The following is a 25823-nucleotide window of genomic DNA, read 5'->3' as shown; positions in this document are numbered from 1 at the left end:
GCTGCGATGACCAGCCCCGCAGGCAACGCTCGGCTGCTGCAAGGGCACGCAACCGATCATGCGAACCACCCGTGCAGCATCCAGCCATCGACACGGCCAGGAGCGGCGAACGCCCAGCCACGCCGGCCGCGCGCGGTTTCCACCACGTAGTAATCGCGGCGCGCCTCGTCGTCGTCCCACCAGCCGCTTTCCAGCCGCTCCGGGCCGGAGATGATGCGCAGCTGCGTCTCGTGCAGGGGCACCGGCTGCGGCAACAGCCAGGTCGGACGCGGCGGACGCGGCGGCGCCGCAACGTCGCGCACCGCATCGCCGATGGCGCGCCGCCAGGCACGTTCCGGGCGCGGGTCGTCTGCCGGCAGTACGCGGTACACCGCCTCATCGCCCAGCCGCGCGCGCAGGCGCTCGCGCAGCTGCGGCCACTCCACCGATTGCTGCGCACGTTGATCGAACAGATCACGCATGGCCGGCACGAACGGTGGCAGCTGCCGCGCCAGCAGGCGCATCGCCACCACCGGGCGTGGAATCTCCACCCGCTCCAGCCGGTTGCGCGCAAGCTCGAACAACAGCGTCGGCGCGCGCTCCGGCGTCAGCAGGCCGATCTCGACATCGGTGGCGCCTTCCTCGTGTTCCAGCCGCAGCAGGAACCGTTGCACGCCGCCGTCGCGGATGGACAGGTAGGTGCACAGGTCGCCGATCAGGCGCCGCAGCGGGAACAGCAGCGCCGGATGCATTTCCACCTCGTAGCCGAGTTCCACACGCTGGTCGAAGTGGTCCGGTGGCGCGTAGCACTCCAGGGGGTCGTCGACCTGGCCGTAGAGGCGGTCCAGATGCTCGAGCAGGCCCGCGCCGAACCGCCGGCGCAGCCCATCGCGCGGCAACGCGCGCACCGCCGCCAGCGTGCGCACGCCCATGTGTTGCAGGCGCTCGCCGGCATCGCCCGGCAATGCGGCACGGCGTACCGGCACCGTGTCCAGCGTGGTGTGCAAGGCCGGCAACTGCGTCACCACCATGCCGTCGCGCAAGCCGGCCAGCACGCGTGCCGCACGCGGTGTGGGCGCCAGTGCAAGCCGGTGCTGGAAGCCCAGCGCCTGCAGCTCATCGCGCAGGCGGCGTTCGAAACGCGGCCACGGACCAAACAGCCGAAAGCTGGCACCGGCTTCCAGCACGATGGCGCGCGACCACTGCTGGCTCACCAACGAACTGTGCCGGTACGCCCACGCCGCGAGAAACCGCTGCGTACGCGCCTCAGCCTGGGCCTCGTAATCGATGGTGCGTACATGGGCCATCAGCGCATGCGCCGCCGACAGCCGCATGCCGGCTTTCAGGCCGGCGGCGGACGCCGCTGCATTGACCGAGTGCAGGCTGCGCAACTGCGCCGGCCCTTCCACCAACGCCAGCGGTGCGTCCGGCTCTTCCAGACGCCGGAGGACGGCGTCCAGCGCCAGCTGCGGCAGCAAGATGCAGGCCCACAACATGCGCGCGCCTCAATGCGCCAGCCGCAACGGCTGCGACGGGACCTGCCCGCCGCGGCACTTGCGTACCTGCCAGGCATCGCGCTCGGGCAGAAATTCCAGCCGTAATGCCGCCGGCGATGCATTGACCGCATGCTTGCGATCGCGCAACGCGAACGCGCAGCAGTTGCCGCTGTCGGCGGCGACCTGCAGCCGCCGCAATGCGCGTGCATCGCCGGTCTGCGGCCAGCCCAGCACCGCCGCGCATGCGCCACTGCGCAGGCATTGCTCGAACGCCCACAAGGCATTGCGCGGCTCGGCCTGCACCACTTCCAGATGTTCCAGCACCACACCGCCCGCCTGCCAGGCCGGCGCATAGGGAATGAACGGCGGCGCCACCAGCACCACCCGGCTGCTGGCGCCGGTCATGCGCGCCAGCGTGGGCAACAGCAGTGCGATCTCGCCCACGCCGTGCGCGGGCAGCAGCAACTCGGTCAGTGCCCGCCGCGGCCAGCCGCCATCGGGCAGCAGCGCATCCAGCGCCGCATGCCCGGTGGATTCGCCGCCATGGGCAATGGCGGTGCCACGACCCGCGCGCCACACCGTGCGTGCGGCCAGCAGGGCGTCCAGCGGCAGCGCGACTGCCGCGTTGCCGTCCTGCCTGATGCGCGCGGGCTCCTGGCTCATCTCAACCCTGCCGGATCAGACCGCAGTACAGTCCTTCGATCGCGAAGTCGGCATCGGCCGCCACCACGATCGGCGCGTGCGCGCGGTTGCGCGGCAACAGGCGGATACGTTCGGCACCGCGCTCCAGCCGCTTGATGGTGATTTCGCCATCCACCCGCGCCACCACGATCTGCCCATCGCGCGCCTCGCTGCTGCGATGCACGCCGACCAGATCGCCGTCCAGAATGCCGTCTTCGATCATCGAATCGCCTTGCACCTGCAGCAGATAGTCCGGACGCAAGGAGAACAGCGTGCGGTCCAGCCACAACTGCCGGTCCAGGCCGATATCCGCCCCGATCGGCACACCGGCCGCCACCCGGCCCAGCACCGGCAAGGCCAGCAAGGCATCGCGCGCGGCCCCGCCCGGCATGCGGATGCCACGCTTCTGATTGGGCAGCAGCTCGATCAACCCGGCCTCGGCCAGCGCCTGCACGTGCTTCTGCGCGGCATTGCGCGAGGCGAACCCGAACGCCTGCGCAATCTCGGCCAGGCTGGGGGATACCCCTGCACGGGCCTGCTCCTGCAGGAAAGCCAGCACCGCCTGACGCTTGGGGGAGAGAGAATCCATGGGAGTGCAACGGCCGGCCGGGACAAGGTGTACATTTGTACACCTATCAATCGCAGCAGGCGAGATTGGCCCATGCAGGTTGCTGAGCCGCTTCAGCCAGGACGGGCTTGTGATCGGCTGGAGGCGGAGTTATAACTTGCGTACTGACGAAGGCGTCGACCATGAAGCTCAAGATCACCTCCATCGGCAATTCCGCTGGCGTCATCCTGCCCAAGGAACTGCTCGCCCGCCTGCGCCTGGGCAAGGGCGACGAACTCTATGCACTGGAAACGCCCGACGGCATCAAGCTGACCGCGTTCGACCCGACCCTGGCCGCGCAGATGGATGTGGCCGAGCAGGTGATGCGCGAGGACCGTCAGGTGCTGAACAAGCTGGCCAAATGAACACGCGCATGGTCGTGTGGATCACGCGCGCGCTTGCCCTGGCCATCCACGAACGTCAATTGAGCGAACACGGTGGCGCTGCTGGCATCCGCGATGAGGCATTGCTGGACTCGGCGCTGGCCCGCCCACAGCAGCTGTTTTCTTATGGCGATCCTCCGCCCGATCTGGTGCAGTTGACCGCCAGCCTGGCCTACGGGCTGGCGCGCAATCACCCGTTTGTGGATGGCAACAAGCGTACCGCCCATGTCTGCTACCGCGTTTTTCTCGTGCTCAATGGTGCCGAGCTCATGGCCTCGCAGGAAGAGAAGTATGTCGCCATGATGGGATTGGCCGATGGCGCATGGAGCGAAGCAGAGTTTGCCCAATGGTTGCGTCCACGCGTGCGCTTGCGTGCCGATACGCATGTGCACGAACCCCGCGGGCATTACGGTTGATGCATTGCGTCGCCCCGCCGACGAATTATCGTGGAGCATCAACAATTGCGCAGGATACCTACGTTCTGATCCGCACAACGTTGCGGCTGCACGGATGTTTCAACGCACCGCCAGATTCAATGCTGCGTGGATTGCCGCTTTAACGGAGAGGCCATCCATGGCCGTGCGTCGCTGCTTTACAGCTCACGCCGCAGACTGCGAGGGGTCTGAGTGGCTGCTAGTCCGCAATGCCCTCAGTCCTTCGCATACACCACCCCCAGCTTGTCGATCTCCTCACCCGCGCGACCGGTGAAACCGGCGATATGCCAGCCGCTGGGAGCGGTCAGCGTGTAGCTCTCGCTGGTCGGGCTGCCCACCTGCACGCTGCGGCCTTTGTTGGTGCGCAGGCTCAGCGAGAACAGGCGGGTGCGGTCGTTGTACTTGCCCACAGTGAAGGTGGCCGAGGACAGCGTTTCGTTGGCACCCAGCGACAGTGTGGTCGCCTGCCCACCACTGCCGCCATGCGCGAGCAGCTTGCCGCTGTCCAGGATCACGCCGACGCCATCCAGGCGCGCACCGCCGCGCAGGGTCACGCCACTGAGCGGGCGCACGCCCGGGTTGCCGGCCAGATCGTTGAACGGAACGCCATGCGGACCACCGAACTGGTCGCTGGTGCGCAATCGGTCGCCCACGGCCCATCCGAATTGCGCATGCAGCGGGTAGTGGTCGGACAGCGGCTTGCCGGCGCTGTCGTAGAAGCCGCCGCCATCGAGCTGGTAACGGTTGGCCACCAGGGTCAATTGCGGCGCGTCGCGGTACAGGATCTTGTCGACCACTTCGCAGCTGTTGGTGGGCAGCGTGCCGCACAACAGCGGTGCGGCGCCGGCCGCCGGTGCTGCGCCCTTGATCAGCTCCACCCACGGATCGGTCAAACCGTTGGAGGCGATCAACTCGCGGATGTTGTCGTCGCTGCGGGTGTAGCGCGTATTGGAATCCATCATCACCAGCACCGCATTGCCGGCCGACCAGGTCTGGATGAACTGCGAGAGCTGGCCGATATTGGCGCGACGTGCGGACAGGTCGCCCGCTTCGACCCCGGCATTGGGGTGCGCGTTGTAGACGTCCAGCAACACGCCGTCGGCCAGGCGCACGCGCATGTAACTGAAACCCTTCGGTGTCAGGCAGTCGGTGCCGTTGCACTGGTTCCACTTGACCCGGGTGAAGTCGCTGAAGGGATAGTTGCTGAGCGTGTTGAGCCCGTCGCCGAACGCTGCACCGCCGCTGGTGGCAGTACGATAGGGATGCGCATCGCCGGCGTACAGCGTGGCGTGGTAGTTGAAGTCTTCCTGCACGTTGACCAGCCCGTAAGGCGCCAGTTTCGGTGCGAGCAGTGCGGTGTTAGTGGCCGGCGTTCCGCTGGACAGGCCTTCGGGCAGGCCGGCGACGTTGTAGGTCAGTACGTCGAGTACGCCGACGTCCGTTTGCGCCTGTGCGATGCCTGCGCAGGCAAGACCGAGAGTGATTGCGAGACTGACGAGAGTACATCGCTGGTGGAGCATAAATCGCCTCTTGCAGTGATGAGAAACAGCGGCTGGCACGGTGGCCAGGGAAACGGCGCCGATGCGCCGATGCAACCACACGCGCCGGTCGCGGCCGGCGCGCGCGGCGTCATTCGCTCAGGTAATGCGGGTCGATCGCGGCGTCGATCAATGTCGCCAAGGTTGGCAGCGGGCAGTCGTACTCCGGGGTGGCGCTGCTGCAGCCGGGAATGAACACCGGCGATGACGGCGGCGGCGCCTGCGGCGTCAGTGCGCGGCGTTCGCGCAGTTGCGCCAGCGTCTGCGCGGTATAGCGCAGACGGATCACGCGCTGCCCATCGGCACGCCGCCAGCGCTCGAATACCAAGGCGCCGCCAGGCACGGTCTGGTCGGGTTGGTAACCGGGCAATTGCCAATGCAGATCGAACATGCCGGCCAGCAGGGTCAGCGTGCCGTCGTGACCGGATAGCACCACCAGCCGTGCATCGCCACCGATCGGCGTGGCCTGCGGCGGATTGCGATTGCCACTGGCGACACTGCCTTGCTGCAGTGTCGCCAGCAGCCGCGCCGCCAGCGGCGTACTGGCCATGCGCGCCACCGTCGGCGCGCGCAGACGCAGCGCGAACTCGGCCTGATGCGGGGCGAACGCGCGCAGCAAACTGGCTTCGTCCACGCCTTGCCATCCCAAGGCGGCAAAGTCCTGGCCGTCGGCCCAGCCCATCAACAGGCTTTCGCTGATGCCGGAGGCTGCCGGTGCCGGGCCTTCGACACCGGCGATTCCGTCGTGGGCGGCGCCCATGCCTGCGGGCACCGCATCCAGGCGTTGCTTGCCGGCACCGGCCCGGGTCGGGCATGGCCGCTGCGCGCATTGCAGCAACAGTTGCTGCAAGCTGTCGATCGCATCGCGTTGCGCCGCATTCCAGGCGACCACATCGCCGCCGACGCGGCCGGCGATGGCCGCGCGCATCAATGCCGCCGCAGCGGGTTGTCGCAATGCCGGCGCGCCGTCGAACAGTGGATCGGACGCGTCATCGGCCACGTGGTGCACCGTGTTCGTACACCCCGGGGTGAGCGTGCTTGCCAACGCACGCGCCGAGGCGATGGTGCGCTGGGTGCGATTGGCCCAGTAGTAGACATTGGCGCAGCCATCACCATCGAACAGACCCAACGGCATGTAACGGGCGCGGTAATAGGCACCGAATAATGCCTCCAGACGCGCACCGTTTGCGGTCAGGTGGCCGGCCGGCACATCGAAGCGTGGCCAGGGACGTGCGGAATAGCGACCCAGTTGCTCCGGGCTGGACATCGCCGCACGCACGCCGTGGCGTTTGAGGATGACGACTTTCTCAAGCGTCTCCGACGTGGTGGCGGCAGGCGCTACCGGCATGGCCAGGCCAGCCACGATCAAGACAAAAAAACCGATACAGTTACGAAGCAGTAATGACATGAGTGGTCTCAACACGTGGTGCAGCTGTTGCACACCGCGATACGAGGCGATGTGCGGCTGGCAACAGCGCCACAGCCGAAGCCATGGCCCTTGCAGATGGCGCCTTGCAGCAAGGCGCCCGGTGGCGGCATTGGCTGACGCCAACAAACTGGATCGGCGATCACGACGGCTGCACTTGTCGCAAGGCCTCCGTGGCGGCATGTCACCCGCAAGCGCAGCGCCCCCGATGCACACCGCACGTCGCTGACAACTGCTCGTCAGCTCTCCAGCCCTTCTCAAAACCGCGCGCGCAACCCCAGCGACCAGGTGCGGCCGTAGTCGGTATAGCCGCCGAACAAGTGATCGCCAACGAACTGGCGCTGCACTTCGCCGGTGAGATTGATCGCGTTGACGAACACCGACAGCGTGTCGTTGACCTTGTAGGCGACATTGGCATCCAGGCTGCCGAACCGGTCGCTGTTGAGCGTGGCCACATTAGCGGTGCCCACCGCGTTGAGGATGTCGTCGCTCCAGCTGTAGCTGACGCGCGCCATCAACGGCCCCTTCTCGTAAAACAGCACGGCGTTGTAGGTGTTCCTGGCCACGCCTTCCAGGCTGTCGGTGAAGCTGCCGGTGCCGTCGTGATAGGTCGCCTTGCTGTCGGTCCAGGTGTAGTTGAGCTGCATGCCCAGGCCGTCCAGCGTCGACGGCAGGCCGCTGAAGACCTGCTGATACGCCACTTCCGCGCCTTGCACCATCGCCTTGCTGCCGTTGGTCTTGGACGACAGCAGATAGGTCTGGCCTTGGTAAACCAGGTTGGACATCTGGGTCTGGATGAAGCTGGAGATGTCCTTGTAGAACAAACCGCCGGTCAGTGCCGAGGTGCCGTCGATGTACCACTCGAAGGTCAGGTCGTACTGCCACGCTTCGAAGGGCTGCAGCGCTGGGTTGCCGCCGCTGGCGGTGAGGCGTTCGCCACTGGAATTGAAGGTCAGCTTGGACGACAGATCGGTAAGGTCCGGGCGCGTGATCACCTTGGCCGCGGAAGTCCGCAGCACCATGTCCTCGCGCACATCCCAGGCCGCGTTGAACGAAGGCAGCACATTGGTATAGCTGCGCTCGAAATGCACCGGCTGTGCGCTGCCGTTGACATCGGCATGGCCATCGGTGGCCTGCTCGGTGCGCACCACCCGCGCGCCGACATTACCGCGCAGTTCGCGGCCCGCCAGCTGGGTGGCGAAGTTGCTCATCGCGTACGCCGAGGCGATCTTTTCCTGCACCTCGTAGGAATTCTGCAGGTCGGCGCTGTTGGGCGTGTTGTTCAGATCGGCGCTGGTCGGCCAATTGCCCCAGAACGCGGATTCGATCGGCGCCAGCCATTGCCGCGGCAGGTTGCCGTTGGCGTCCGACAGCATGTCGCCCACCGGCAACGTGGTGAAATAGCTACCCGGGAAACGTACCCCGGCAATGCTGTTGAGCAGCAGGTCGGCGCGATCATAGGTACGCGAGCGCTGGCGATACTTGGCTCCCACCTTGACATCGCGGAAGAAGCTGCCGTCGAGTATGCGCCTGGCATCGAACTGCAGCGCGTCTTCCTTGTCGCGCGCATCGATCTCGCGCCATTCCAGCCGGCGCCCTGCCACGGTGGCCGGGTTGGTCGGATCGAAGCCGTTGGTGAAGCTCCAGTCCGGTACGTTGTCGCCGTCGGCTTGCGGCATGTCCACGCGCATCGACAGGTTGGTGCCGCTGCGCAGACGGGTGCGCCGGATCGGATCGGAGTCGTAGCTGTGCGCCTGCGAGTGGAACGCCACTGCGCCCAGCGTCCACTGGTCTCCGCTCCAGGTGCTGGACAGGCGTGCACTGCGATTGTCGTCGGTGATGCCGGAGGTCTCGCGCGAGATCTGCACCTGGCCGTTGCGATAATCGAAGCCGGTAACACCGCCGTTTTCCACTCGCAGATTGCTCAGCTTGGCCAGGCTGTCGAAGCCCACGCCCATGCTGTATTCGTCGTAATGCACGGTCTGCCTGGCGTAGAGCAGATCCAGGTTGGTCTCCCACGCTGCGCTGGGCTTCCATTGCAGCGAGGCCGCCACGCCGGTGCGCTCGCGCTCCTCCAGCTCCAGTGTCGGGCGCAGGCCGGTGGGAACGTAATTGGCACCGGGCACGCCCGGCACGCCGTTGCGGTAGTAGTCCCAGCTCACCTCGTTGACGCGGTCCTGGCGCAAGGTGCGTTGCGCATACGCGCCGGAAATCAGCATGCCGAAGGTGCCTTCGGCATTGACCCAGTTGAACAGCCCGGAGACGCGCGGATCGTTAGCCTGGGTGCGCTGGGCCTGGCTGGATTCCAGCGATACGTTGGTCAGTGTCTTGCCCAGCTCCAGCGGGCGGAATGTACGCACGTTGACGATGCCGCCGATGGCGCCTTCGTCCAGGTCGGCGGTGGGGCTCTTGATCACGTCCAGCCCGGAGACCAGTTCGGCCGGCAGCGTGTCGTAGCGGAACTGCCGCCCGGTCTGGCCGGAGGTGCGCACGTTCTCGTTGACCGCCATGGTCTGGCCGTTGAGCGTGGTGACCTGGAAATTCGGGCCCAGGCCGCGCACGCGCACGTACACGCCTTCGCCGCGGTCGCGCACGATCGACACGCCCGGCACGCGCTGCAGCGCCTCGGCCACGTTCTGCGCGGGCAGCTTGCCGATGTCTTCGGCGGCGATCACATCCACCACGCTGTCGGCATAGCGTTTCTGGCGCAACGCGGCGCTGAGGCTGCCGGCGTAACTGCCGAGCACCTGGATGCTGTCCAGTTCCTGTACCGGCGCGTCTGCACGCGGCACCGGTGCCGTGGCGACCGCGGCCGTTGCCGGAACCGCTGGCGGCAGGCCGGGCGCCGGCTCGGCGGTTTCGATGGTCACCGTGGTCGCATCGAGATAGCGGTAGCGCAGGCCGGTGCCATCGAGTAACTGCTGCAGGGCCTGCTCGGGTGCGACGCCGGCCGCGGTGGCGCGGGTCTGCGGGTTGCCGGCCACGCCGGCGGCATAGACAAACTGCAGCCCGGTCTGGCGCGACAGCGCATTGAGCGCGCGTGCCAGTGGCTGGGCCGGAATCGCCTCGACCGCGACGGTGGCAGCAGCCGTCTGGGCGCCAGCGGTGCCGGCATGCAGGGCAAGAGCGATCGAAAGAAACAACGTACGGCGCATCGTGGAATCCAGTAGGGGAGGAAGCAATGCGCAACACCACCCGCCACGCGGGAATGCTGCGTTGTACCTGGACTACGAGCATCGACAGCGACGGTCGGGCACCGTTTTTTGATGAATTTTCTGTGACATCTGCGCAGGCACCGAACCGCGCAGGCGCGACGCACTGCATCTGCATCGCGCTGCGCCTTGCATGCACGCGAGGACGTGAGGTCTTGCATGTGCGCGGACGCAGCCGCAGACGGCCATCGGTACGCACGGGGCGCAATGGCATCGGCAACCTCATCCACTGCGCGCAGGACCAATCCATGTGCGCTACGCGCGCGCGAGATGCGGCATGCGCACGCGCTGCACGCATCACGACGTCGTGCAGCGCCGTGGCTATCGCGTCGCCGTTCCCTGCGCAGGCCGGCTGCTCACGCGCAGCATCCCCGGCGCGCTGACCACGCGCAGGTTCGGCTGGCCATCCAGGAAGGCACGCAGCGCGGCGAGATCGTCACCACGCAGATTGCCGGTGAGCCGCAGCGCACCGGCGGCAGCATCGTCGATCGACAAACGCGTGCGGTTGAGACGATTGAAGTCTTCGGCCACCGTGGCCAGCGGCGCGTCGCGGAACACGATGCGCCGCTGCCGCCAGGCATGCATGGCGGCCACCTCTTCGCTGGCCAGTTCGATCTTGCCGGTGGCCGCATCGATCCGTGCGCTCTGCCCTGCCCCCAGGTTGGCAAGCATCGGCTGCCCATCGCGCGCGTCGCGCCAGACATGGACACGGCCCTCGGCGACCTCGATGCGTGCCTGGTGTTGATACAGGGCAATATCGAAGGTGGTGCCGATATCCTCGACACGCAGATGGCCTGCATGCACCTGCAACGGGCGCCGGTCCGCTGCGACCACGAAGCTGGCCTGGCCACGCAGCAGCTGCAGGTTGCGGCTCCACGGCGTCATGGTGGCACGCACGCTGCTTTGCCCGTTCAAATGCACCACGCTGCGGTCGGCCAACTGCACGCTGCGCTGCTCGCCGTGCGCGGTGGCGTAGGTCTGGGTGCGTGGCCAGGCCCAGCCGGTCAGGATCGCCACCCCGCACAGCGTCGCGGCCAGGCCCATGCGCCAGCTGCGCATGCGTGCATTGGGTTGGCCTTCGCTGCGGCGCGGCCGGGCAGTTGATTGCTGTGCTGGCTGCCCTCGTGACCGCAGCGGCAGCGCAATCACGTTGGGCGGCGTGGCATCGGCACTCTTGCGCCGGTCGGCAGCAAGCAGGGCATCCACGTCCAGGTCCATGCCACGTATGGCATCGCCCAGATCGCCGGCCACACGCAGCACCGCCATGTATTCGCGCACATGCAACGGCGATGCGGTCAGCCATTGCAGAAAGCCGGCCTGTTGTGTCGCATCCAGCGCCTGCATGCGTTGCAGCGCATGCCAGTGCGCGGCTTCACCGACAACGCTGCGGCTCGGCAACACCGGCTTGCTCACCAGCTGTCCCCGCTGTCGGCAACCGCCCGTCTGCAGGCCGACAAGCCACGCACCACATGCTTCTTGACCATATGCGCCGACACCCCCATGCGCTCGGCGATCTGCTTGTAACTGAGCCCGTCGCGGTACTGCATCACCAATACCGCGCAGGTGCGCTCCGGCAACGTAGCCAGCAGGGCCTGCAGGCGTTGCTGACGCTGCTGCCGGTGCGCAGCATCTTCCACGTCGTCGCCTGCGGCCAGCAACTGCGAAAACTGTTCCATCTCGTCGATGCGCAGTGGCGCCTGCTTGCGTCGCGCGGCCTGCTCGCGCGCCAGGTTCAGCGCCACCGTGTACAGATACGCCTCGGGATTGGCGATCGCCTCGCCTTGATCCTGATGCGCACGCAATAGCCGCAGATAGGTTTCCTGCACCAGGTCTTCGGCATCCTCGTTGGCGCCGCGACGCACGAAAAAACCACGCAGCACCGACCCGTGCTGGGTGAACACCTGCGTCCAGGCGCGGGTGGCGTTGGCTTTCATGCGGGCGCGTTCCCCTGTGCGCTGGGCCGGCTAGCCTGGCCACTGCAGGTGACACCACGATGACGCACCGACGATGGCACCGGCCTGCGATCAAGCGATGTCATGCGCAGCAACGCCGCCATGTTCCGCGCATGACCACGCTCAGGCTTCACGCACGCGTGAAAGAGACCTCACTCACCTACACCACACCTTGACCACGCAGGCATCAAGGTGAGGATCCTCCTCTCAGCCATCGCCACGGGGTTCGCATGAATGCCACACCCGCTACTGCCACGCATCTGGCGCCGGCCACCACTGCTGCGCCGACCTACCCGGTCAACCTGCGCATCAATGGCCAGCCTTACCAATTGCAGCTCGAAGCCTGGGTCAGCCTGCTCGATCTATTGCGCGACCGGCTCGACCTCACCGGCACCAAGAAAGGCTGCGACCACGGCCAATGCGGCGCCTGTACGGTGCTGGTCGATGGGCGCCGCATCAATAGCTGCCTGACGCTTGCGGTCATGCAGGACGGCGCCGAGATCACCACCGTCGAAGGCCTGGCCGAGGGCGAACAGCTGCATCCGCTGCAGCGTGCCTTCATCGAGAACGATGCCTTCCAGTGCGGCTACTGCACGCCCGGGCAGTTGTGCTCGGCAGTGGGCCTGATCAATGAAGGCAAGGCGCATGATCGCGACCAGGTGCGCGAGTTGATGAGCGGCAATCTGTGCCGCTGCGGTGCCTACCCGCAGATCACCGATGCGGTGATGCAGGTCATGGGCAAGCCCAGCGACAGCAGCGAGAGCGCCGCCACACCGTGGACGCCAGGGACGGTGCCGGCATGATTCCGCTCACCTACACGCGCGCGGACAGCGTCGATGCGGCGCTGACTGCACTGTCTGTGCGCGGCAGTGACCCGCACCCGGTGCCTGCCGAAGTCCCGGTGCGCCTGATCGCCGGCGGCACCAATCTCACCGACCTGATGAAGCTGCAGCTGATGCGGCCAGGCAGCCTGGTCGATATCAATCGCCTGCCGCTGGACAGCATCAGTACGCTCCCCGAAAGCGGCCTGCGCCTGGGCGCACTCGCACGCAATGCCGACACCGCCTATCACCCGGACGTGGAGACGCGGTATCCCTTGCTGAGCGCGGCGATCCTGGCCGGCGCCTCGCCGCAGATCCGCAACATGGCCAGCAATGGCGGCAACCTGCTGCAGCGCACGCGCTGCCTGTATTTCTACGACCATGCCACCCCATGCAACAAGCGCGCGCCCGGGACCGGCTGCTCGGCGATCGGCGGGCTCACCACCTACAACGCCATCCTCGGCGCCAGCGCGCAGTGCATTGCCACGCACCCGTCGGACATGTGCGTCGCGCTGGCTGCGCTGGACGCAGTGGTGCACGTGCAAGGCCCCAACGGCGAGCGCGACATCCCGTTCGCGCAGTTCCACCGCCTGCCCGGCGAGCACCCGGAGCTGGACAGCACCCTGGCCCCGGACGAGTTGATCGTGCATATCGACCTGCCCGATGCACAGCGCTTCGTCGCGCACAGCGCCTACCTGAAGATCCGCGAGCGCCTGTCGTATGCATTCGCGCTGGTGTCGGTGGCGGCGGCGCTGGACCTGGCCGAGGACGGCAGCATCCGTGAGGTGCGCGTGGCCCTGGGCGGCGTGGCGCACAAGCCCTGGCGCAACCCCGACGCCGAAGCGCAGCTGGTGGGCAAACCGGCCACGGCCGAGAGCTTCGGCAGCCTGGCTGATGCCTTGCTGCAGGGTGCGCAACCGCAAGGCAACAATGCCTTCAAGCTGCCGCTGGCACGCCGCGCGATCGTGCGTGCCCTGGACGTCGCCCGCGAGGGCACCATCGACAACCGCGGGCGAACCAGCGCGCTGGAGGAAGCCCCATGAACGCACGCAGCACCGACGTACCCAACAACGACCTGAGTCCGCCGGTTGCCGACAGCGGCACCGGCTATCGCCCCACCGGCACTGGCGTCACCCGCATCGACGGGCGCGCCAAGGTCACCGGCCAGGCACGTTATGCCGCCGAATGGCCGGTGGCGGATCTGGCCTATGGTGTGGTGGTCAACAGCAGCATCGCCAAGGGCGAGATCGTCGCCTTCCATCTTGATGCCGCGCGTGCGGTGCCGGGCGTGCTGGAGATCGTTACCCATGAAAACCGCCCGCATATGCGCGGCATGGATGTGTTCTACAAGGACATGACCGCACCGGCCGGTTCGCCGTTCCGGCCCCTGTATGACAACAAGATCCTGTACAGCGGCCAGCCGATCGCCCTGGTGGTGGCAGAAACCTTCGAAGCGGCGCGCCACGCGGCCCACCTGGTGGAGGTGGAATTGCTGCAGGACCCGCACGATACCAACCTGATGACCAACCTGGACCGTGCGCACAAGCCCAAGGCCATGAAGGCCGGTTTCTCGCCGCCGCCCAAGGACAAGGGCGAGCCGGACACCGCCTTTGCCAATGCCGCTGTCCAGGTGCAGGCCGACTACTACAGCGGTGTGGAGCACCACAATCCGATGGAGTTGTTCGCCTCCACGGTGATCCGCGATGCCGATGGCCACTTCACCATCTACGACAAGACCCAGGGCTCGCAGAACAGCCGCTGGTATGTCTCGCATGTGTTCGGCCTGAGCAAGCGCAAGGTCACCGTGCGCAATCCGTACGTGGGCGGTGCCTTCGGCTCCGGGCTGCGCCCGCAGTATCAGTTGCCGCTGGCGGTGATGGCGTCGATCCTGCTGGACCGCTCGGTGCGCGTGGTGCTGACGCGGCAACAGATGTTCACCTTCGGCCATCGCCCGGAGACATTGCAGCGGCTCAAGCTCGGCGCCGACCGCGACGGCAGCTTGCGCGCGATCTGGCACGAGGCCATCGCCGAGACCTCGCGCATCGAGGATTACGTCGAGGTGGTGGTCAACTGGAGCGGGCAGCTGTACGCCTGCGACAACGTGCATCTGGGCTACAACCTGGTGAGCCTGGACCAGTTCAGCCCGATGGACATGCGCGCACCCGGTGCCGCACACGGCGTGCATGCGCTGGAAGTGGCGATGGACGAACTGTCGTATGAGCTGGGCATGGATCCGCTGGCGCTGCGCCTGAAGAACTATGCCGAGGTCAACCCGGCCGACGACAAGCCCTACTCCACCAAGGCGCTGCGCGCGTGCTACCAGCAAGGTGCCGAACGCTTCGGCTGGGCGCAGCGTCCGCTGCAGCCGCGTGCACGCAAGGAAGGCAACGAGTGGGTCGGCTGGGGCATGGCCACCGGTCAATGGGATGCGATGCAGATGTTTGCGCGCGCGCATGCGGTGCTGCACGCCGATGGCCGGCTGGTGGTGAGCAGCGCAGCCAGCGATATCGGCACCGGCACCTATACGGTGATGGCGATGATCGCGGCCGAAGCACTGGGCCTGCCGCTGGAACAGGTCACTTTCCAACTCGGCGATTCGACCCTGCCGGTCGCACCGATCGAAGGCGGCTCGTCGCATGTGACCACGGTGGGCTCGGCGGTGGATGGCGTGTGCGCGAAGCTGCGCGCACGGTTGCTGCGCCTGGCGCAGGCGTTGCCGAATTCGCGCTTTGGCAAGGCCAAGCTGGACGAGGTGGTGTTTGCCGATGGCACGCTGGCATTGCGCGCCGATGCCGGCACCACCACTGCGCTGACCGAGCTGTTGCGTGCAGCAGAACTGGAACAGATCGGAGACAAGTTCCTGCTGCTGCCCAATGTGCTCAAGCAACGCAAGTACACCCGAGCCACCCACGGCGCGGTGTTTGTGGAAGTGCGGGTGGATGAAGAGCTGGGCACGGTCCGCGTCACCCGCGTGGTCAGCGCGGTTGCAGCCGGGCGCATCCTCAACCCGATCACCGCGCGCAGCCAGATCGTCGGCGGCGTGGTCTGGGGCATCGGCCAGGCCCTGCACGAACATACCCAGTCCGATCACCGCTTCGGCCGTTTCATGAATCACGATTTTGCGATGTATCACGTCTCGGCCAATGCCGACATCCACGACATCGATGTGATCTTCGCCGACGAGGACGACCGCATCGTCAGCAGCCTGGGCGCAAAAGGCGTGGGCGAAATCGGCCTGGTCGGTGTTTCGGCGGCGATCTGCAATGCGATCTTCCATGCCACCGGCAAGCGCATCCGCAGCACCCCGATGACGCCGGACAAGGTGATGGCGGACTGAGACCTGCACTTGCAGGTGCCTACGCCCTATCAGGTAGAGCGATCTGCCTGAGGGCGGACGCGCCTGCAGCGTGTTGTCGCTGCAGCGTCCGCGGCAACCGCAGGCGCGACACTCAGATCAGCCGCGTGTCGGTGGCGCCGAACCGGCGCAGACGGCGCGTCCAGCTGATTAGTGGATGTGTCTTTCGGAGGATCCAGCGTCAGCGGTACGAAAGTGCCGCTGGCGGGCGACGCAGCGCGTCCAACAATCCCTCACATGCACTCAGGTGCGCGTGGCTGCCAGAAAATGCGCGCGGTCCTGCTGGGTGCGGCGGCGGATCTCCGCCAGTGCATCGTTCTCGGTCGCTTCCAGCATGGATTCGAACAGGCGCTGGAAATGGTTACGCATGGCCGTGCGTGCCGCCACCGGGTCGCGTTGCTGCAGGGCCTGCAGGATGGCGGTGTGTTCGTCCACGCGGGTGGCGCCGTCGTCGTGGCAGACCCGCGCATACACCTCGCGTACGCGCGGCAATTCGTTGCGCATGCGCCAGATCAGCTGCACGCAGTGCGCCACCACCGGGTTGCCGCTGATACGCGCGATCGCCAGGTGGAAGGCACGGTCGTAGTCGGCAGCGGCCGCATCGCTGAGCCCCGGTGCGGACAGCGCCTGGATCATGCCGTTCAACTCATCCAGCTCCGCATCGGTGATGTGGCTGGCGGCCAATGCGGCCGCCTCCGCCTCAATCACCGCGCGCGCGGCAGTCAGCTCGAACGCGCTGACATCCGGCAATGCGCCCTCGTCCGAGGCCAGGCGTGGCTTGACGTACACGCCCGAGCCGATCTTGATCACGATGCGGCCCTGCGCCTCCAGCGCGATCTCGGCCTCGCGCACGGTGACGCGACTGACGCCGAAGCGCTCGGCCAACTCGCGCTCGCCCGGCAGGCGCGAGCCGACCGGGAATTCGCCCGTGTCGATCAGCGCGCGGATCTTGGCGGCAACGGAGTGGTACAGGCGGTTTTCGGACATCGGCGACTCAAACCCTCAGGGTGATCGGCCCGGCACACGGGTGCCGGACAGGTGGGCGACGCTAGAACCGGTAGCGCACCCCCAAATAATAACGTCGCCCGTAAGTGTTGTACTCACGGAAGCTGCCGGGCACCGGCATGTCGGAGATCCGCGGCTCGTTGGTCAGGTTGGAAGCCTCCAACGACACCGACAGCTGCGCATTGACGCGGTAGCTGGCACGCAGGTCCAGGGTGCCGCTGTCACGCACGTAGCGGTTCTGCGCCGGGGCGCCGACGAACTTCTGGAAATACTCGGAGCGGTACTTGTAGATGGCCTGCAGGTCGACCGCGCCGATGGCGTAATACAGCTGGCCGGAGAACACGTGCCGCGACAGGCCGAAGATATTGGCCGGCGCGACGATGCCGCTGCTCACCAGGCCGGTTGCCGGGTCGATCTGGTCGCCCAGGCGCAGATCCTGGGTCTTGTAGTTGGAATCGGCGTAGTTGTAGCTCAGCTTGACGCCCAGGCCGTCGAACGGCGCCGGCAGGTAGGAGAAGCGGTGGGTGCCGGTCAGCTCCAGCCCGGTGAGATCGCTCTTTTGCCGGGTGGTGACGTCCTGCACCACTGGCACCACCACCGCGGTGCCGTCGATGACGAAGCGCTCGTCCACCACCGTGGGCACCGCGCCACCGGTGAACTGCTTGTAGTACACCGCGGCGCTGAGCAGGGAGTCGGCATTGGGATACCACTCCAGCGACACGTCCGCATTGGACGACAGCAGCGGCTGCGTGCGCGGGTTGCCGGTGGCGGTGATGCTGCCGATCGCCTCGCCGACGGTAGTGAATTCGGTCCCGGGTTCCAGGATGAAGGTGCGCCCGGCAGACAGCGCCACCAGATCCGGGCGCGCCATGGCCCGATACAGCCCAAAGCGCAGCTGGGTCTGCTCGGTAAGGCCGATGTTGGCGTTGAAGCTGGGCAGGAACACGCGGTTGGACGCGCGCACCGTCTGCGCGGCGAAGCGCCCGGTTTCCACCAGCTGGATGGTGCCGTCGGGGTTGTCGACTACGTCCAGCTCGCCGCGCAACCCCACCGAGCTGACGTCGGTGCGCACCCAGCGCACGCCCAGGTTGCCGTCCAGCGGCAGCCCGAACAGCGTGCTGGCGAATTCGCCCATCACATACAACGCGCGGGTCTTTTCTTCCACGTCGGAGTCGGCGGTGCCGCGCGGGTCGGCATTGCGGCCGGTGTCGTCCACGCCGGTGATGGCGCCAAACAGACAGCGGCTGTCGAAGGTGGCCCACTGCTGGATGGTGTTGCCGCTGGCACTGGAAAGGAAATCCTCCTGCGGGAACGGTTGCCGGCAGGCCAGGTTGGCGGCGCGGATCGTGGCCGGATCGGTGACGTTGCGCTCGACGCGGTCGTCCAGGTCACGGTAGGTCGCCTCGGACAGGCGCACGCCGCCCTTGATGGAGGTGAGCAGCCCGCTTTCCGGGGTGAAGGCGCCATCGAAGCGCCAGGCCCGGATGGTGTGCTCGCGGCGCAACTCGTCGCGCCGCGCGCGCGCAGCGGCGCTGAAATTGTCCGGATTGTTCAGGTCGAACGCGGGATCGACCACGATCCCCGGCACATCGCCGGCATAGGTATAGGTGTAGTCCACGCGTTGCCCGTTGATCCCGGGCACGCGGTTGCCGTTGATGTCGGTGGCATTGGAGCGCAGCCGCATCAGGCGGTCGATCTCGCTGCGCTCGGTGCGCGAATACGACAGGTCGGTGGACAGCATCCAGGCCGCGTTCGGGCGCCATTCCACGCGTAGCCCGCCACCGCGGTACTGCTCGTCGCGCACCTTGTAGTCGGTGGAGGATTCCACCGTGCTGCTGCCGGTATGGCCGAGCAAGGCGCCGTTGTCGCCCACCTGGCGGTTGTTGAGATTGCGCAGGGTCTCGGAGAAGTTCAGCTCGGCGCGGTCTTCGGTCACGGTGCGCTGCGAATCCTGATAATCCAGGGCCACCTCCAGGCCGTCGAAGGGCCGCCATTGCAGCGCGGCGAAGGCCGCGTCGCGTTGATCATGCTCGCTGATCTGGCGGTAAACGCGGCTGCCGGGCGCCATGTAATACGGCGTCCCCGCCTGCACCTGCGCCGGGGTCACGGCGGTGCAGTTGCGGCTGGCGCCCACCACCTCGTTGGCGTTGCAGGCCGTCCAGGTGGAGCTGCTGCTCATCACCTCTTCCGGGTTGGTGCCTTCCAGCCGCTGCAGGCCGAGCGAGACCCCCAGCTTGCCGGCCCCGCGCAGATCGAACTGGTCCAGGTAGCTGACGGTGCCGCGCCAGCCCACTCCATCGGCGTTGCGCAACTTGCTGTCGCCATCGGCATAGGTCGCCCGCCCGTCCAGTTGCACGCGGCGCTTGCCGAATTCCAGCGGCCGTACGGTCTGCATGTTGACCGTGCCGGCGATGCCGCCTTCGACGAAGTCGGCGCGCTGGGTCTTGTAGATCGCCACGGTGTTGATGAGTTCGGAGGGGAACTGGTTGAAGTTCACCGAGCGGTCGCCGCTGCCGTTGCTGGCCTCGCGCCCGTTAAAGGTGGCCGAGCCCAGGAACGGCCCCAGGCCACGGATGGAGATCTCCGACGCGCCGCCCTTTTCGCGGTGCGTGGCCGCACCGGTGATGGTCTCGATCGCCTCGCCGATCGACAGCGCCGGCAGGTCGCCGATGTCCTCGGCCGACAGCACGTCGGCCACCACCGTCTGCTCGCGCTTGCTGTCGATGGACGACTGGATCGAGCTGCGGATGCCGGTGACCTTGACCTGGTCCAGCGTGGTGGGCGCTTGCTCCGGTGCCTGCTGGGCGGCATCGCTTTGCTGGGCCAGGGCTGCCTGCGCGCTTGCCAGTGCAACGGCAGTCAGCAGCGCCTGGGCCAGGGCATTCCGAATAATTGGTCTACGTAATTGGACTAGTTTCAGATACCGCACAATTCCTCCTCCCAAAGGACGCCCGAGACCGAGCGTGGTGGAGACTCCACGCGGATCAATGCCAAGTCAACCATTTCTGCAATTTATCGAACGAGCCACCTGACTAGGCCAGTTATCGGTAATTTTTTGTGCAATTGCAGCATGACATCGAGGCAATCAAGGGCTTCAATACAGACCAACTGGACTATCGTTTTGGTTGACGAACCAGTTTGCACTGTTACCCTCGGCCATCACCGACGCGCCAGCGTCCAGGAGCATCCCGATGCGATCCCCCGTCTCCCTTGCCTGCCTGTTGCTGCTGTGCGCGCCCGCCTGGGTCGGCTCGGCCCAGGCCACCTCGTACCTGGTGCACGACCAGAGCGAGTACGCCGTGGCGGCGGCCGCGCTGCGTGCCGGCGATCGCATCGTGCTGGCCGATGGGCAGTGGCGGGATTTCGCCATCGTGCTGCGCGGGCAAGGCACTGCAGAGCAGCCGATCACCCTCACCGCGCAAACGCCGGGCAAGGTGATCATCAGCGGCACCTCCGACCTGCACATGGCCGGCACCTACCTGGTGGTGTCGGACCTGGTGTTCCGCGACGGCCATAGCCCGGGCGATGCGGTGCTGTCGTACCGCATCTCCAGCAAGGAACGCGCGCGCCACAGCCGCATCACCGGCGTGGTGGTGGACGGCTTCAGCAAGCCCACCCGTAGCGACTCGGACAACTGGGTGGCGCTGTACGACAGCGACAACCGCTTCGACCACAACCAGCTGGTCGGCAAGACCAATGCCGGCCCCACCCTGGTGGTGGTGCGCGATGCCACCCAGGGCCTGGACAATCGCCATCGCATCGACCACAACTGGTTCGGGCCACGCCCCAACCTGGGCGCCAATGGCGGCGAAACGCTACGCATCGGCACCAGCAGCGATGCCGACAGCGCCTCCAACTCGGTGGTGGACAACAACTGGTTCGAAGGCTGCGATGGCGAGGTGGAGGTGGTCTCCAACAAGTCCGGCGGCAACACCTACCGTGGCAATGTGTTCAAGCAATCGCGCGGCGCGTTGGTGCTGCGGCATGGCGATGGCAACCTGGTCGAGCGCAACGTGTTCTTCGGCGACGGCAAGGCCAACACCGGCGGCATCCGCGTGATCAACCGCAAGCAGACCGTGCGCCACAACTACCTGGAAAACCTGGCCGGCGATGGCTATTCGTCGGCGCTGAGCATCATGTACGGGGTGCCCAACTCGCCTGCCAACCGCTACGTGCAGGTGGACCAGGCGCGCATCGAGCGCAACACCTTCGTGACCGTCAACCAGTTGTACTTCGGTGCCGGCATGGATGCCGAGCGCACCGCCGCGCCGATCAACAGCCGCTTTGCCGGCAACCTGATCGTGGCCGCCAGCGACCCGGTGCGCGTGCTGGGCGATCTGTCCGGCATTGCCTTCACCAGCAACCTGCAAAGCCCGCTGGCCTCCACCCGCCTGCCCGGCGGCGTCAACAGCCGCCAGGTGACGATGACCCGCGCCAGCACCGGCTTGCTGGTCGCCGACAACGCCACTGGCGTCGGCGCCGACCCGGCGCTGAGCTACATCGCGCGCACACAGGTGGGCGTGAGCTGGTACCCCAAGCAGGCAGCGCAGGCAGTCGCCGACAGCGGCCGCCGCACCCGCGTGCGGCCGGGGCAGTCCAGCCTGACCGACGCCGTGGCGCAGGCCGGCCCCGGCGATCGCCTGCAACTGGACGCAGGCCGCTACCAGGTCGATGACATCCTCGACGTGGACCGGCCGCTGACGCTGGAAGGCCCGCAACGCGGCCGCGCGCGCATCCGCTTTTCGCAGCCGGCGCTGTTCCAGATCGCACCCGGCGGCTCGCTCCACCTGGCCCGGCTCGAGATCGATGGCCGCGCCGCACCCGCGCAGCCGGGCAATGCGGTGATCCGCACCGCACCGGGCAGCCCGGTGGCGCAGTACCAGCTCACCTTGCGCGACACGCACCTGCATCATCTGGACGCGCAACCCGGCTTCGACGTGATCGCACTCGGCAAGGGCAGCCTGGCCGACCATATCCTGCTGGACCGGCTGCTGGTCGAGGACGTCTCCGGCAAGGTGTTGTCCGCACACGCCGAGACCGACGACCGTGGCACCTACAACGTCGAACAGGTCACGGTGCAGCAGTCGCAGTTCCACCGCGTCGCCGGGCCGGTGCTGGACCTGTATCGCGGCGGCCGCGACGAAAGCACCTTCGGCCCGGTGCTGCAGGTGAGCGACTCGCACTTCACGCAGGTCGGCCGCAACGCAGGTGCGTCGCTGCGCCTGCACGGCGTGCAGCGCATTGCGCTGCGCAATAACCGCTTCGCCGACAGCGCCGCGATCCTGGCGCAGCACACCACCGGCACACCTCACCTCATCGCCAGCGGCAATCAGTTCGTCGGCACTCCGGCCTTGCACGCCGACGCAGCGGAGCCCCTGCTATGACCCGTTCCACCCGCCTGTTGCTGCTGGTCCTGGTCGGCGCCGGCAGCGCCCTGCCCTGCAGCGCCGCCCCGTCACCCGCGGCCGAACGAGCGGCGCAGCCGCAACCGCGCGCCACCGACGCCGCGCCGGTGCTGGTCACCGCCCAGCAATGGCGCGAGATGGCCAGCGCCGGCGCCAGGCTGCCGGTGTTCGCCCGCGAACAGGCACGCGCAGAAGCCAGCGTGCGCGCGGCGATGCGGGCCGGGGTGGACGTGCCGGTGCCCAGCGATCCCGGCGGCGGCGCCAGCCACGAGCAGCACAAACGCAACTACCAGGCCATCCAGGCCGCCGGCGCGCTGTACCGGCTCACCGGCGACCGCGCCTATGCCGACTATGCGCGCGACGTGCTGCTGGCCTACGCGCGCCTGTATCCCACGCTGGGCGCACACCCGGCCGGGCGCGGCCAGGTGCCGGGGCGGCTGTTCTGGCAGTCCTTGAACGACTCGGTGTGGCTGGTCTACGCAAGCCAGGGCTACGACGCCATCCGCGACACGCTCAGCGCGCAGGACCGCGCCACCATCGACCGCGACGTGTTCGCGCGCGTGGCGCAGTTCCTGTGCGACGAAAGCGCCGACAACTTCGACAAGATCCACAACCACGCCACCTGGGCAGTGGCCGCGGTCGGCATGACCGGTTATGTGCTGCGCGATCAGGCACTGGTGGACAAGGCACTGCGCGGCAGCAGGCGCGATGGCAAGGCCGGCTTCCTGGCGCAGGTGGACCAGCTGTTCTCGCCGGACGGCTACTACGCCGAAGGCCCGTACTACCAACGCTATGCCCTGGCGCCGTTCGTGCTGTTTGCCAATGCGATCGAGCGCAACCAGCCGCAGCAGCACATCTTCCAGCGCCGCGACGGCGTGCTGCTCAAGGCCGTAAACAGCCTGGTGCAGAGCAGCTACGGCGGTTATTTCTTCCCGATCAACGACGCCATCCTCGACAAGGGCCTGGACACCGAAGAACTGGTCGCCGGCATCGGCATCGCCTACGCGCAGACCCACGATGCGCAGCTGCTGTCCATCGCGCAACGCCAGCGCCGCGTGCTGCTCACCCCCGAAGGCCTGGCCGTGGCCACCGCGCTCGCGCAAGGCCGCGCCCAACCGTTCGCCTTCGGCAGCGTGTTGCTGCGCGATGGCGCACGGGGCGACCAGGGCGCGCTGGCGATCCTGCGCAGCGGCGGCGAAGACGGCCAGACGCTGGTGATGAAGAACACCTCGCAAGGCATGGGCCACGGCCACTTCGACAAGTTGAACTGGCTGTTCTACGACAACGGCCAGCGCGTGGTCACCGACTACGGCGCGGTGCGTTTCCTGAATGTGGAAGCCAAGGCCGGCGGCATCTATCTGCCGGAGAACACCAGCTGGGCCAAGCAGACCGTTGCGCACAACACGCTGGTGGTGAACGAGACCAGCCACTTCAATGGCGACTGGAAGGTGGGCGAGCAACACGCGCCGACGCAGCTGCTGTTCGCCAGCACTGCCGACACCCAGATCGTGTCGGCGCGCATGCAGCAGGCCTACGACGGGGTCAGCTTCACCCGCACCCAGGCGCTGCTGTCGCACCCGCAGCTGCCCCTGCCGGTGGTGGTCGACCTGCTGCGCGTCAACGCCAGCGCTCCGGCACGTTACGACCTGCCGCTGCACTTCAACGGGCAGATCATGCAGGTCGGCTTCACCGCAGAGCGCGCACTGACGCAACGCCCGGTGCTGGGCAAGGCCAACGGCTATCAGCACCTGTGGGTGGACGCCTCCAGCGACGCCAGCACCGACACGCGCAGCCTGAGCTGGCTGCTCGCCGGCCGCTTCTACAGCTACCGCTTCGGCAGCAGCGCGCCGGCGCGTGCCCTGCTGGTGGAGAGCGGAGCCAACGACCCGAACTTCAACCTGCGCCGCGAACCGGCGCTGATCCAGCGCGTCGATGGGCAGGCCAACGTCAGCTTCTTCGGCGTGCTGGAACCGCATGGCGAATACAACGGCACCGCCGAATACGTGCGCGGCGCCAACAGCCGCATCCGCGCCATCGAGCGCGTACGCGGCGACGATGCCGAGGTGATCGTGCTCACCCTGGTCGGCGGCCAGCGCATCGCGCTGGCGGTGGCCGACGACGCCGATGCACAACGCAGCCACCAGGTGCAGGCTGCCGGTCAGCGCTACAACTGGCGCGGCGGCTACGCGCGCTTCGATCGCACTGCAGGTGCGCAATGAGCACCGCCCGCACGCGCCCCGCAGGCAAGCGCTCGGCGGTGCGCTGGCTGATCGTGGCGCTGATCGCGGTGGCCACGGTGATCAACTACATCGACCGCAACGCGTTGGCGGTGATGTGGCCGGCGATCTCGCGCGACATCGGCGCCACCAAGGAAGACTACGCGCTGCTGGTCACCATCTTCATGCTGTTCTATGCCGCCGGGCAGTTCGTGTTCGGGCGGCTGTTCGACATCATCGGCACCCGGCTCGGCTTTGCCCTGTCCATCGCGGTGTGGTCGCTCTCCATCGCGCTGCATGCGGTCACGCACTCCATCATGGCGTTCTCGGTGGTGCGCGCGCTGCTGGGCATCAGCGAAGCCGGCGCCTGGCCGGGCGCGGTCAAGGCCAATGCGGAGTGGTTTCCCGCGCGCGAGCGTGCGTTGGCACAGGGCATCTTCAATGCCGGCGCCTCCATCGGCGCGATCGTTTCGGCGCCGCTGATCGCGCTGCTGTTTCTGTCGTTCGGCTGGAAGGGCACGTTCGTGCTGATCGGCGTGCTTGGCATGCTGTGGTTGCTGCCATGGCTGGTGATCTACCGCGCCGGGCCGGACCGGCATCCCTGGGTCGACGCGGCCGAACGTGCGTTGATCCTGGATGCGCCCGACGCCGGCAGCGCGCCGCCGCCGGCCTACCTGCCCACGCTGCGCCAGCTGATGTCGCACCGGCAAAGCTGGGGGATCGTGCTGGCACGGTTCTTCCTGGACCCGATCTGGTGGCTGTTCGTGTCGTGGCTGCCGATCTACCTGGCCGAGACCTTCCACTTCGACATCAAGCAGATCGGCGCATTCGCCTGGGTGCCGTTCGTAGGCGCGATGCTGGGCAGCCTGTGCGGCGGCTGGCTGTCCGGGCGCCTGATCGCGGCCGGCTGGAGCGTGGACCGCGCGCGCAAATGGACCATCACCCTGGGCGGAGCGATCATGGCGCCGGCGCTGCTGGGCGCCGTGCAGGCCGCCGACCCGCGCATGGCAGTGCTGACGATTGCCGCCGTGCTGTTCGGCTTCCAGATCGCCATCGGCAATATCCAGACCCTGCCCGGCGACCTGTTCGCCGGCAAATCGGTCGGCTCGCTGGCCGGCATCGGCGGCATGGCCGCGGTGGCCGGCACCTTGATCACCACCTGGCTGGTTCCGGTGATGACCGCAACCTCGTACGCACCGATGTTCATTCTGGTCGCCGCGCTGGTGCCGGCCTCGCTGGCCGCGCTGTGGCTGGTCACCGGCCGCATCCACCGACTCGACGCAGCAGGCACCTGAGCGTGCCCGCTGCCTACC

The 25823-nt window shown here is 67.1% G+C and carries 18 protein-coding genes; 8 read left to right on the top strand and 10 right to left on the bottom strand.

The features are described from left to right. Positions 1-56: 56 nt before the first annotated feature. Genes ABQY64_RS06165 through lexA form a run of 3 tightly spaced genes read right to left on the bottom strand, consistent with a single transcriptional unit; the run spans position 57 to position 2745 of the window. Complete coding sequence (locus ABQY64_RS06165; protein WP_349779188.1) at positions 57-1475, bottom strand: DNA polymerase Y family protein; 1419 nt, start codon at positions 1473-1475, stop codon at positions 57-59. A 9-nt stretch (positions 1476-1484) separates the two neighbouring features. Beyond that, on the bottom strand, positions 1485-2138 hold the full coding sequence (gene imuA, locus ABQY64_RS06160) for a translesion DNA synthesis-associated protein ImuA (RefSeq protein ID WP_349779189.1): 654 nt from the start codon (positions 2136-2138) through the stop codon (positions 1485-1487). Position 2139: 1 nt separating this feature from the next. Next, positions 2140-2745, bottom strand: a complete 606-nt coding sequence (gene lexA / locus ABQY64_RS06155) for a transcriptional repressor LexA (RefSeq protein WP_349779190.1) — start codon at positions 2743-2745, stop codon at positions 2140-2142. 161 nt (positions 2746-2906) lie between these two features. Here lexA and ABQY64_RS06150 point away from each other — a divergent pair, with 161 nt between their 5' ends. Together ABQY64_RS06150 and ABQY64_RS06145 are read left to right on the top strand one after the other, a co-directional pair. Then, complete coding sequence (locus tag ABQY64_RS06150; protein WP_016849390.1) at positions 2907-3128, top strand: AbrB/MazE/SpoVT family DNA-binding domain-containing protein; 222 nt, start codon at positions 2907-2909, stop codon at positions 3126-3128. Positions 3129-3136: 8 nt separating this feature from the next. Then, entirely contained in the window at positions 3137-3562 is a 426-nt protein-coding gene (locus ABQY64_RS06145) for a type II toxin-antitoxin system death-on-curing family toxin (RefSeq protein ID WP_024938646.1), read from the top strand. 233 nt (positions 3563-3795) lie between these two features. Here the strand turns inward: ABQY64_RS06145 and ABQY64_RS06140 are convergent, their stop codons facing one another. The 5 genes from ABQY64_RS06140 to ABQY64_RS06120 all read right to left on the bottom strand — a co-directional run bounded on the left by ABQY64_RS06140 (position 3796) and on the right by ABQY64_RS06120 (position 11690). Next, on the bottom strand, positions 3796-5100 hold the full coding sequence (locus tag ABQY64_RS06140; protein WP_349779191.1) for a jacalin-like lectin: 1305 nt from the start codon (positions 5098-5100) through the stop codon (positions 3796-3798). Positions 5101-5209: 109 nt separating this feature from the next. After that, entirely contained in the window at positions 5210-6526 is a 1317-nt protein-coding gene (locus tag ABQY64_RS06135; RefSeq protein WP_349779192.1) for a histidine-type phosphatase, read from the bottom strand. Positions 6527-6801: 275 nt separating this feature from the next. After that, entirely contained in the window at positions 6802-9699 is a 2898-nt protein-coding gene (locus tag ABQY64_RS06130; RefSeq protein ID WP_349779193.1) for a TonB-dependent receptor, read from the bottom strand. 378 nt (positions 9700-10077) lie between these two features. After that, entirely contained in the window at positions 10078-11100 is a 1023-nt protein-coding gene (locus ABQY64_RS06125) for a FecR domain-containing protein (RefSeq protein WP_349779259.1), read from the bottom strand. 65 nt (positions 11101-11165) lie between these two features. Continuing rightward, a complete protein-coding gene (locus ABQY64_RS06120) occupies positions 11166-11690 on the bottom strand; it encodes an RNA polymerase sigma factor (protein ID WP_024938642.1) in 525 nt (174 codons plus the stop codon). A 248-nt stretch (positions 11691-11938) separates the two neighbouring features. On the opposite strand from ABQY64_RS06120, the gene ABQY64_RS06115 reads away from it, so the two are divergent. The 3 genes from ABQY64_RS06115 to ABQY64_RS06105 are packed head-to-tail and all read left to right on the top strand — an operon-like array spanning position 11939 to position 15866. Further along, positions 11939-12511, top strand: coding sequence for a 2Fe-2S iron-sulfur cluster-binding protein (locus ABQY64_RS06115; RefSeq protein WP_349779194.1), 573 nt, complete (start codon positions 11939-11941; stop codon positions 12509-12511). After that, complete coding sequence (locus tag ABQY64_RS06110) at positions 12484-13572, top strand: xanthine dehydrogenase family protein subunit M (RefSeq protein WP_349779195.1); 1089 nt, start codon at positions 12484-12486, stop codon at positions 13570-13572. Before ABQY64_RS06115 ends, ABQY64_RS06110 begins: the two co-directional genes overlap by 28 nt. Continuing rightward, a complete protein-coding gene (locus ABQY64_RS06105; RefSeq protein ID WP_349779196.1) occupies positions 13569-15866 on the top strand; it encodes a xanthine dehydrogenase family protein molybdopterin-binding subunit in 2298 nt (765 codons plus the stop codon). The genes ABQY64_RS06110 and ABQY64_RS06105 overlap by 4 nt, the downstream gene beginning before the upstream one ends. A gap of 261 nt (positions 15867-16127) precedes the next feature. Here ABQY64_RS06105 and ABQY64_RS06100 read toward each other — a convergent pair whose 3' ends face one another. Together ABQY64_RS06100 and ABQY64_RS06095 are read right to left on the bottom strand one after the other, a co-directional pair. Continuing rightward, positions 16128-16871, bottom strand: a complete 744-nt coding sequence (locus ABQY64_RS06100) for a FadR/GntR family transcriptional regulator (RefSeq protein WP_024938638.1) — start codon at positions 16869-16871, stop codon at positions 16128-16130. Between the two features lie 61 nt (positions 16872-16932). Further along, on the bottom strand, positions 16933-19809 hold the full coding sequence (locus tag ABQY64_RS06095; protein ID WP_374151359.1) for a TonB-dependent receptor: 2877 nt from the start codon (positions 19807-19809) through the stop codon (positions 16933-16935). Between the two features lie 271 nt (positions 19810-20080). On the opposite strand from ABQY64_RS06095, the gene ABQY64_RS06090 reads away from it, so the two are divergent. Genes ABQY64_RS06090 through ABQY64_RS06080 form a run of 3 tightly spaced genes read left to right on the top strand, consistent with a single transcriptional unit; the run spans position 20081 to position 25805 of the window. Then, positions 20081-22273 (top strand): polysaccharide lyase 6 family protein, encoded by a 2193-nt coding sequence (locus ABQY64_RS06090; protein WP_243851865.1) that lies wholly within the window; start codon positions 20081-20083, stop codon positions 22271-22273. Next, positions 22270-24513, top strand: coding sequence for an oligoalginate lyase (locus tag ABQY64_RS06085; RefSeq protein ID WP_349779198.1), 2244 nt, complete (start codon positions 22270-22272; stop codon positions 24511-24513). The genes ABQY64_RS06090 and ABQY64_RS06085 overlap by 4 nt, the downstream gene beginning before the upstream one ends. Continuing rightward, on the top strand, positions 24510-25805 hold the full coding sequence (locus ABQY64_RS06080; protein ID WP_046341984.1) for an MFS transporter: 1296 nt from the start codon (positions 24510-24512) through the stop codon (positions 25803-25805). The genes ABQY64_RS06085 and ABQY64_RS06080 overlap by 4 nt, the downstream gene beginning before the upstream one ends. Positions 25806-25823 lie beyond the last annotated feature (18 nt).

Origin of the sequence: Xanthomonas sp. WHRI 7065 (assembly GCF_040203115.2) — a bacterium.
In the GTDB taxonomy this organism is placed as follows: domain Bacteria; phylum Pseudomonadota; class Gammaproteobacteria; order Xanthomonadales; family Xanthomonadaceae; genus Xanthomonas; species Xanthomonas arboricola.
This window is presented reverse-complemented; position numbering and strand designations above follow the sequence as displayed.

Coding starts and splice junctions, on each gene's coding strand:
- ABQY64_RS06150 (WP_016849390.1), top strand. CDS start 2,907: ATGAAGCTCAAGATCACCTCCATCGGCAATTCCGCTGGCGTCATCCTG.
- ABQY64_RS06090 (WP_243851865.1), top strand. CDS start 20,081: ATGCGATCCCCCGTCTCCCTTGCCTGCCTGTTGCTGCTGTGCGCGCCC.
- ABQY64_RS06125 (WP_349779259.1), bottom strand. CDS start 11,100: ATGCAGGCGCTGGATGCGACACAACAGGCCGGCTTTCTGCAATGGCTG.
- ABQY64_RS06135 (WP_349779192.1), bottom strand. CDS start 6,526: ATGTCATTACTGCTTCGTAACTGTATCGGTTTTTTTGTCTTGATCGTG.
- ABQY64_RS06085 (WP_349779198.1), top strand. CDS start 22,270: ATGACCCGTTCCACCCGCCTGTTGCTGCTGGTCCTGGTCGGCGCCGGC.
- ABQY64_RS06140 (WP_349779191.1), bottom strand. CDS start 5,100: ATGCTCCACCAGCGATGTACTCTCGTCAGTCTCGCAATCACTCTCGGT.
- ABQY64_RS06080 (WP_046341984.1), top strand. CDS start 24,510: ATGAGCACCGCCCGCACGCGCCCCGCAGGCAAGCGCTCGGCGGTGCGC.
- ABQY64_RS06120 (WP_024938642.1), bottom strand. CDS start 11,690: ATGAAAGCCAACGCCACCCGCGCCTGGACGCAGGTGTTCACCCAGCAC.
- ABQY64_RS06115 (WP_349779194.1), top strand. CDS start 11,939: ATGAATGCCACACCCGCTACTGCCACGCATCTGGCGCCGGCCACCACT.
- ABQY64_RS06145 (WP_024938646.1), top strand. CDS start 3,137: ATGGTCGTGTGGATCACGCGCGCGCTTGCCCTGGCCATCCACGAACGT.
- ABQY64_RS06100 (WP_024938638.1), bottom strand. CDS start 16,871: ATGTCCGAAAACCGCCTGTACCACTCCGTTGCCGCCAAGATCCGCGCG.
- imuA (WP_349779189.1), bottom strand. CDS start 2,138: ATGAGCCAGGAGCCCGCGCGCATCAGGCAGGACGGCAACGCGGCAGTC.
- ABQY64_RS06130 (WP_349779193.1), bottom strand. CDS start 9,699: ATGCGCCGTACGTTGTTTCTTTCGATCGCTCTTGCCCTGCATGCCGGC.
- ABQY64_RS06105 (WP_349779196.1), top strand. CDS start 13,569: ATGAACGCACGCAGCACCGACGTACCCAACAACGACCTGAGTCCGCCG.
- ABQY64_RS06165 (WP_349779188.1), bottom strand. CDS start 1,475: ATGTTGTGGGCCTGCATCTTGCTGCCGCAGCTGGCGCTGGACGCCGTC.
- lexA (WP_349779190.1), bottom strand. CDS start 2,745: ATGGATTCTCTCTCCCCCAAGCGTCAGGCGGTGCTGGCTTTCCTGCAG.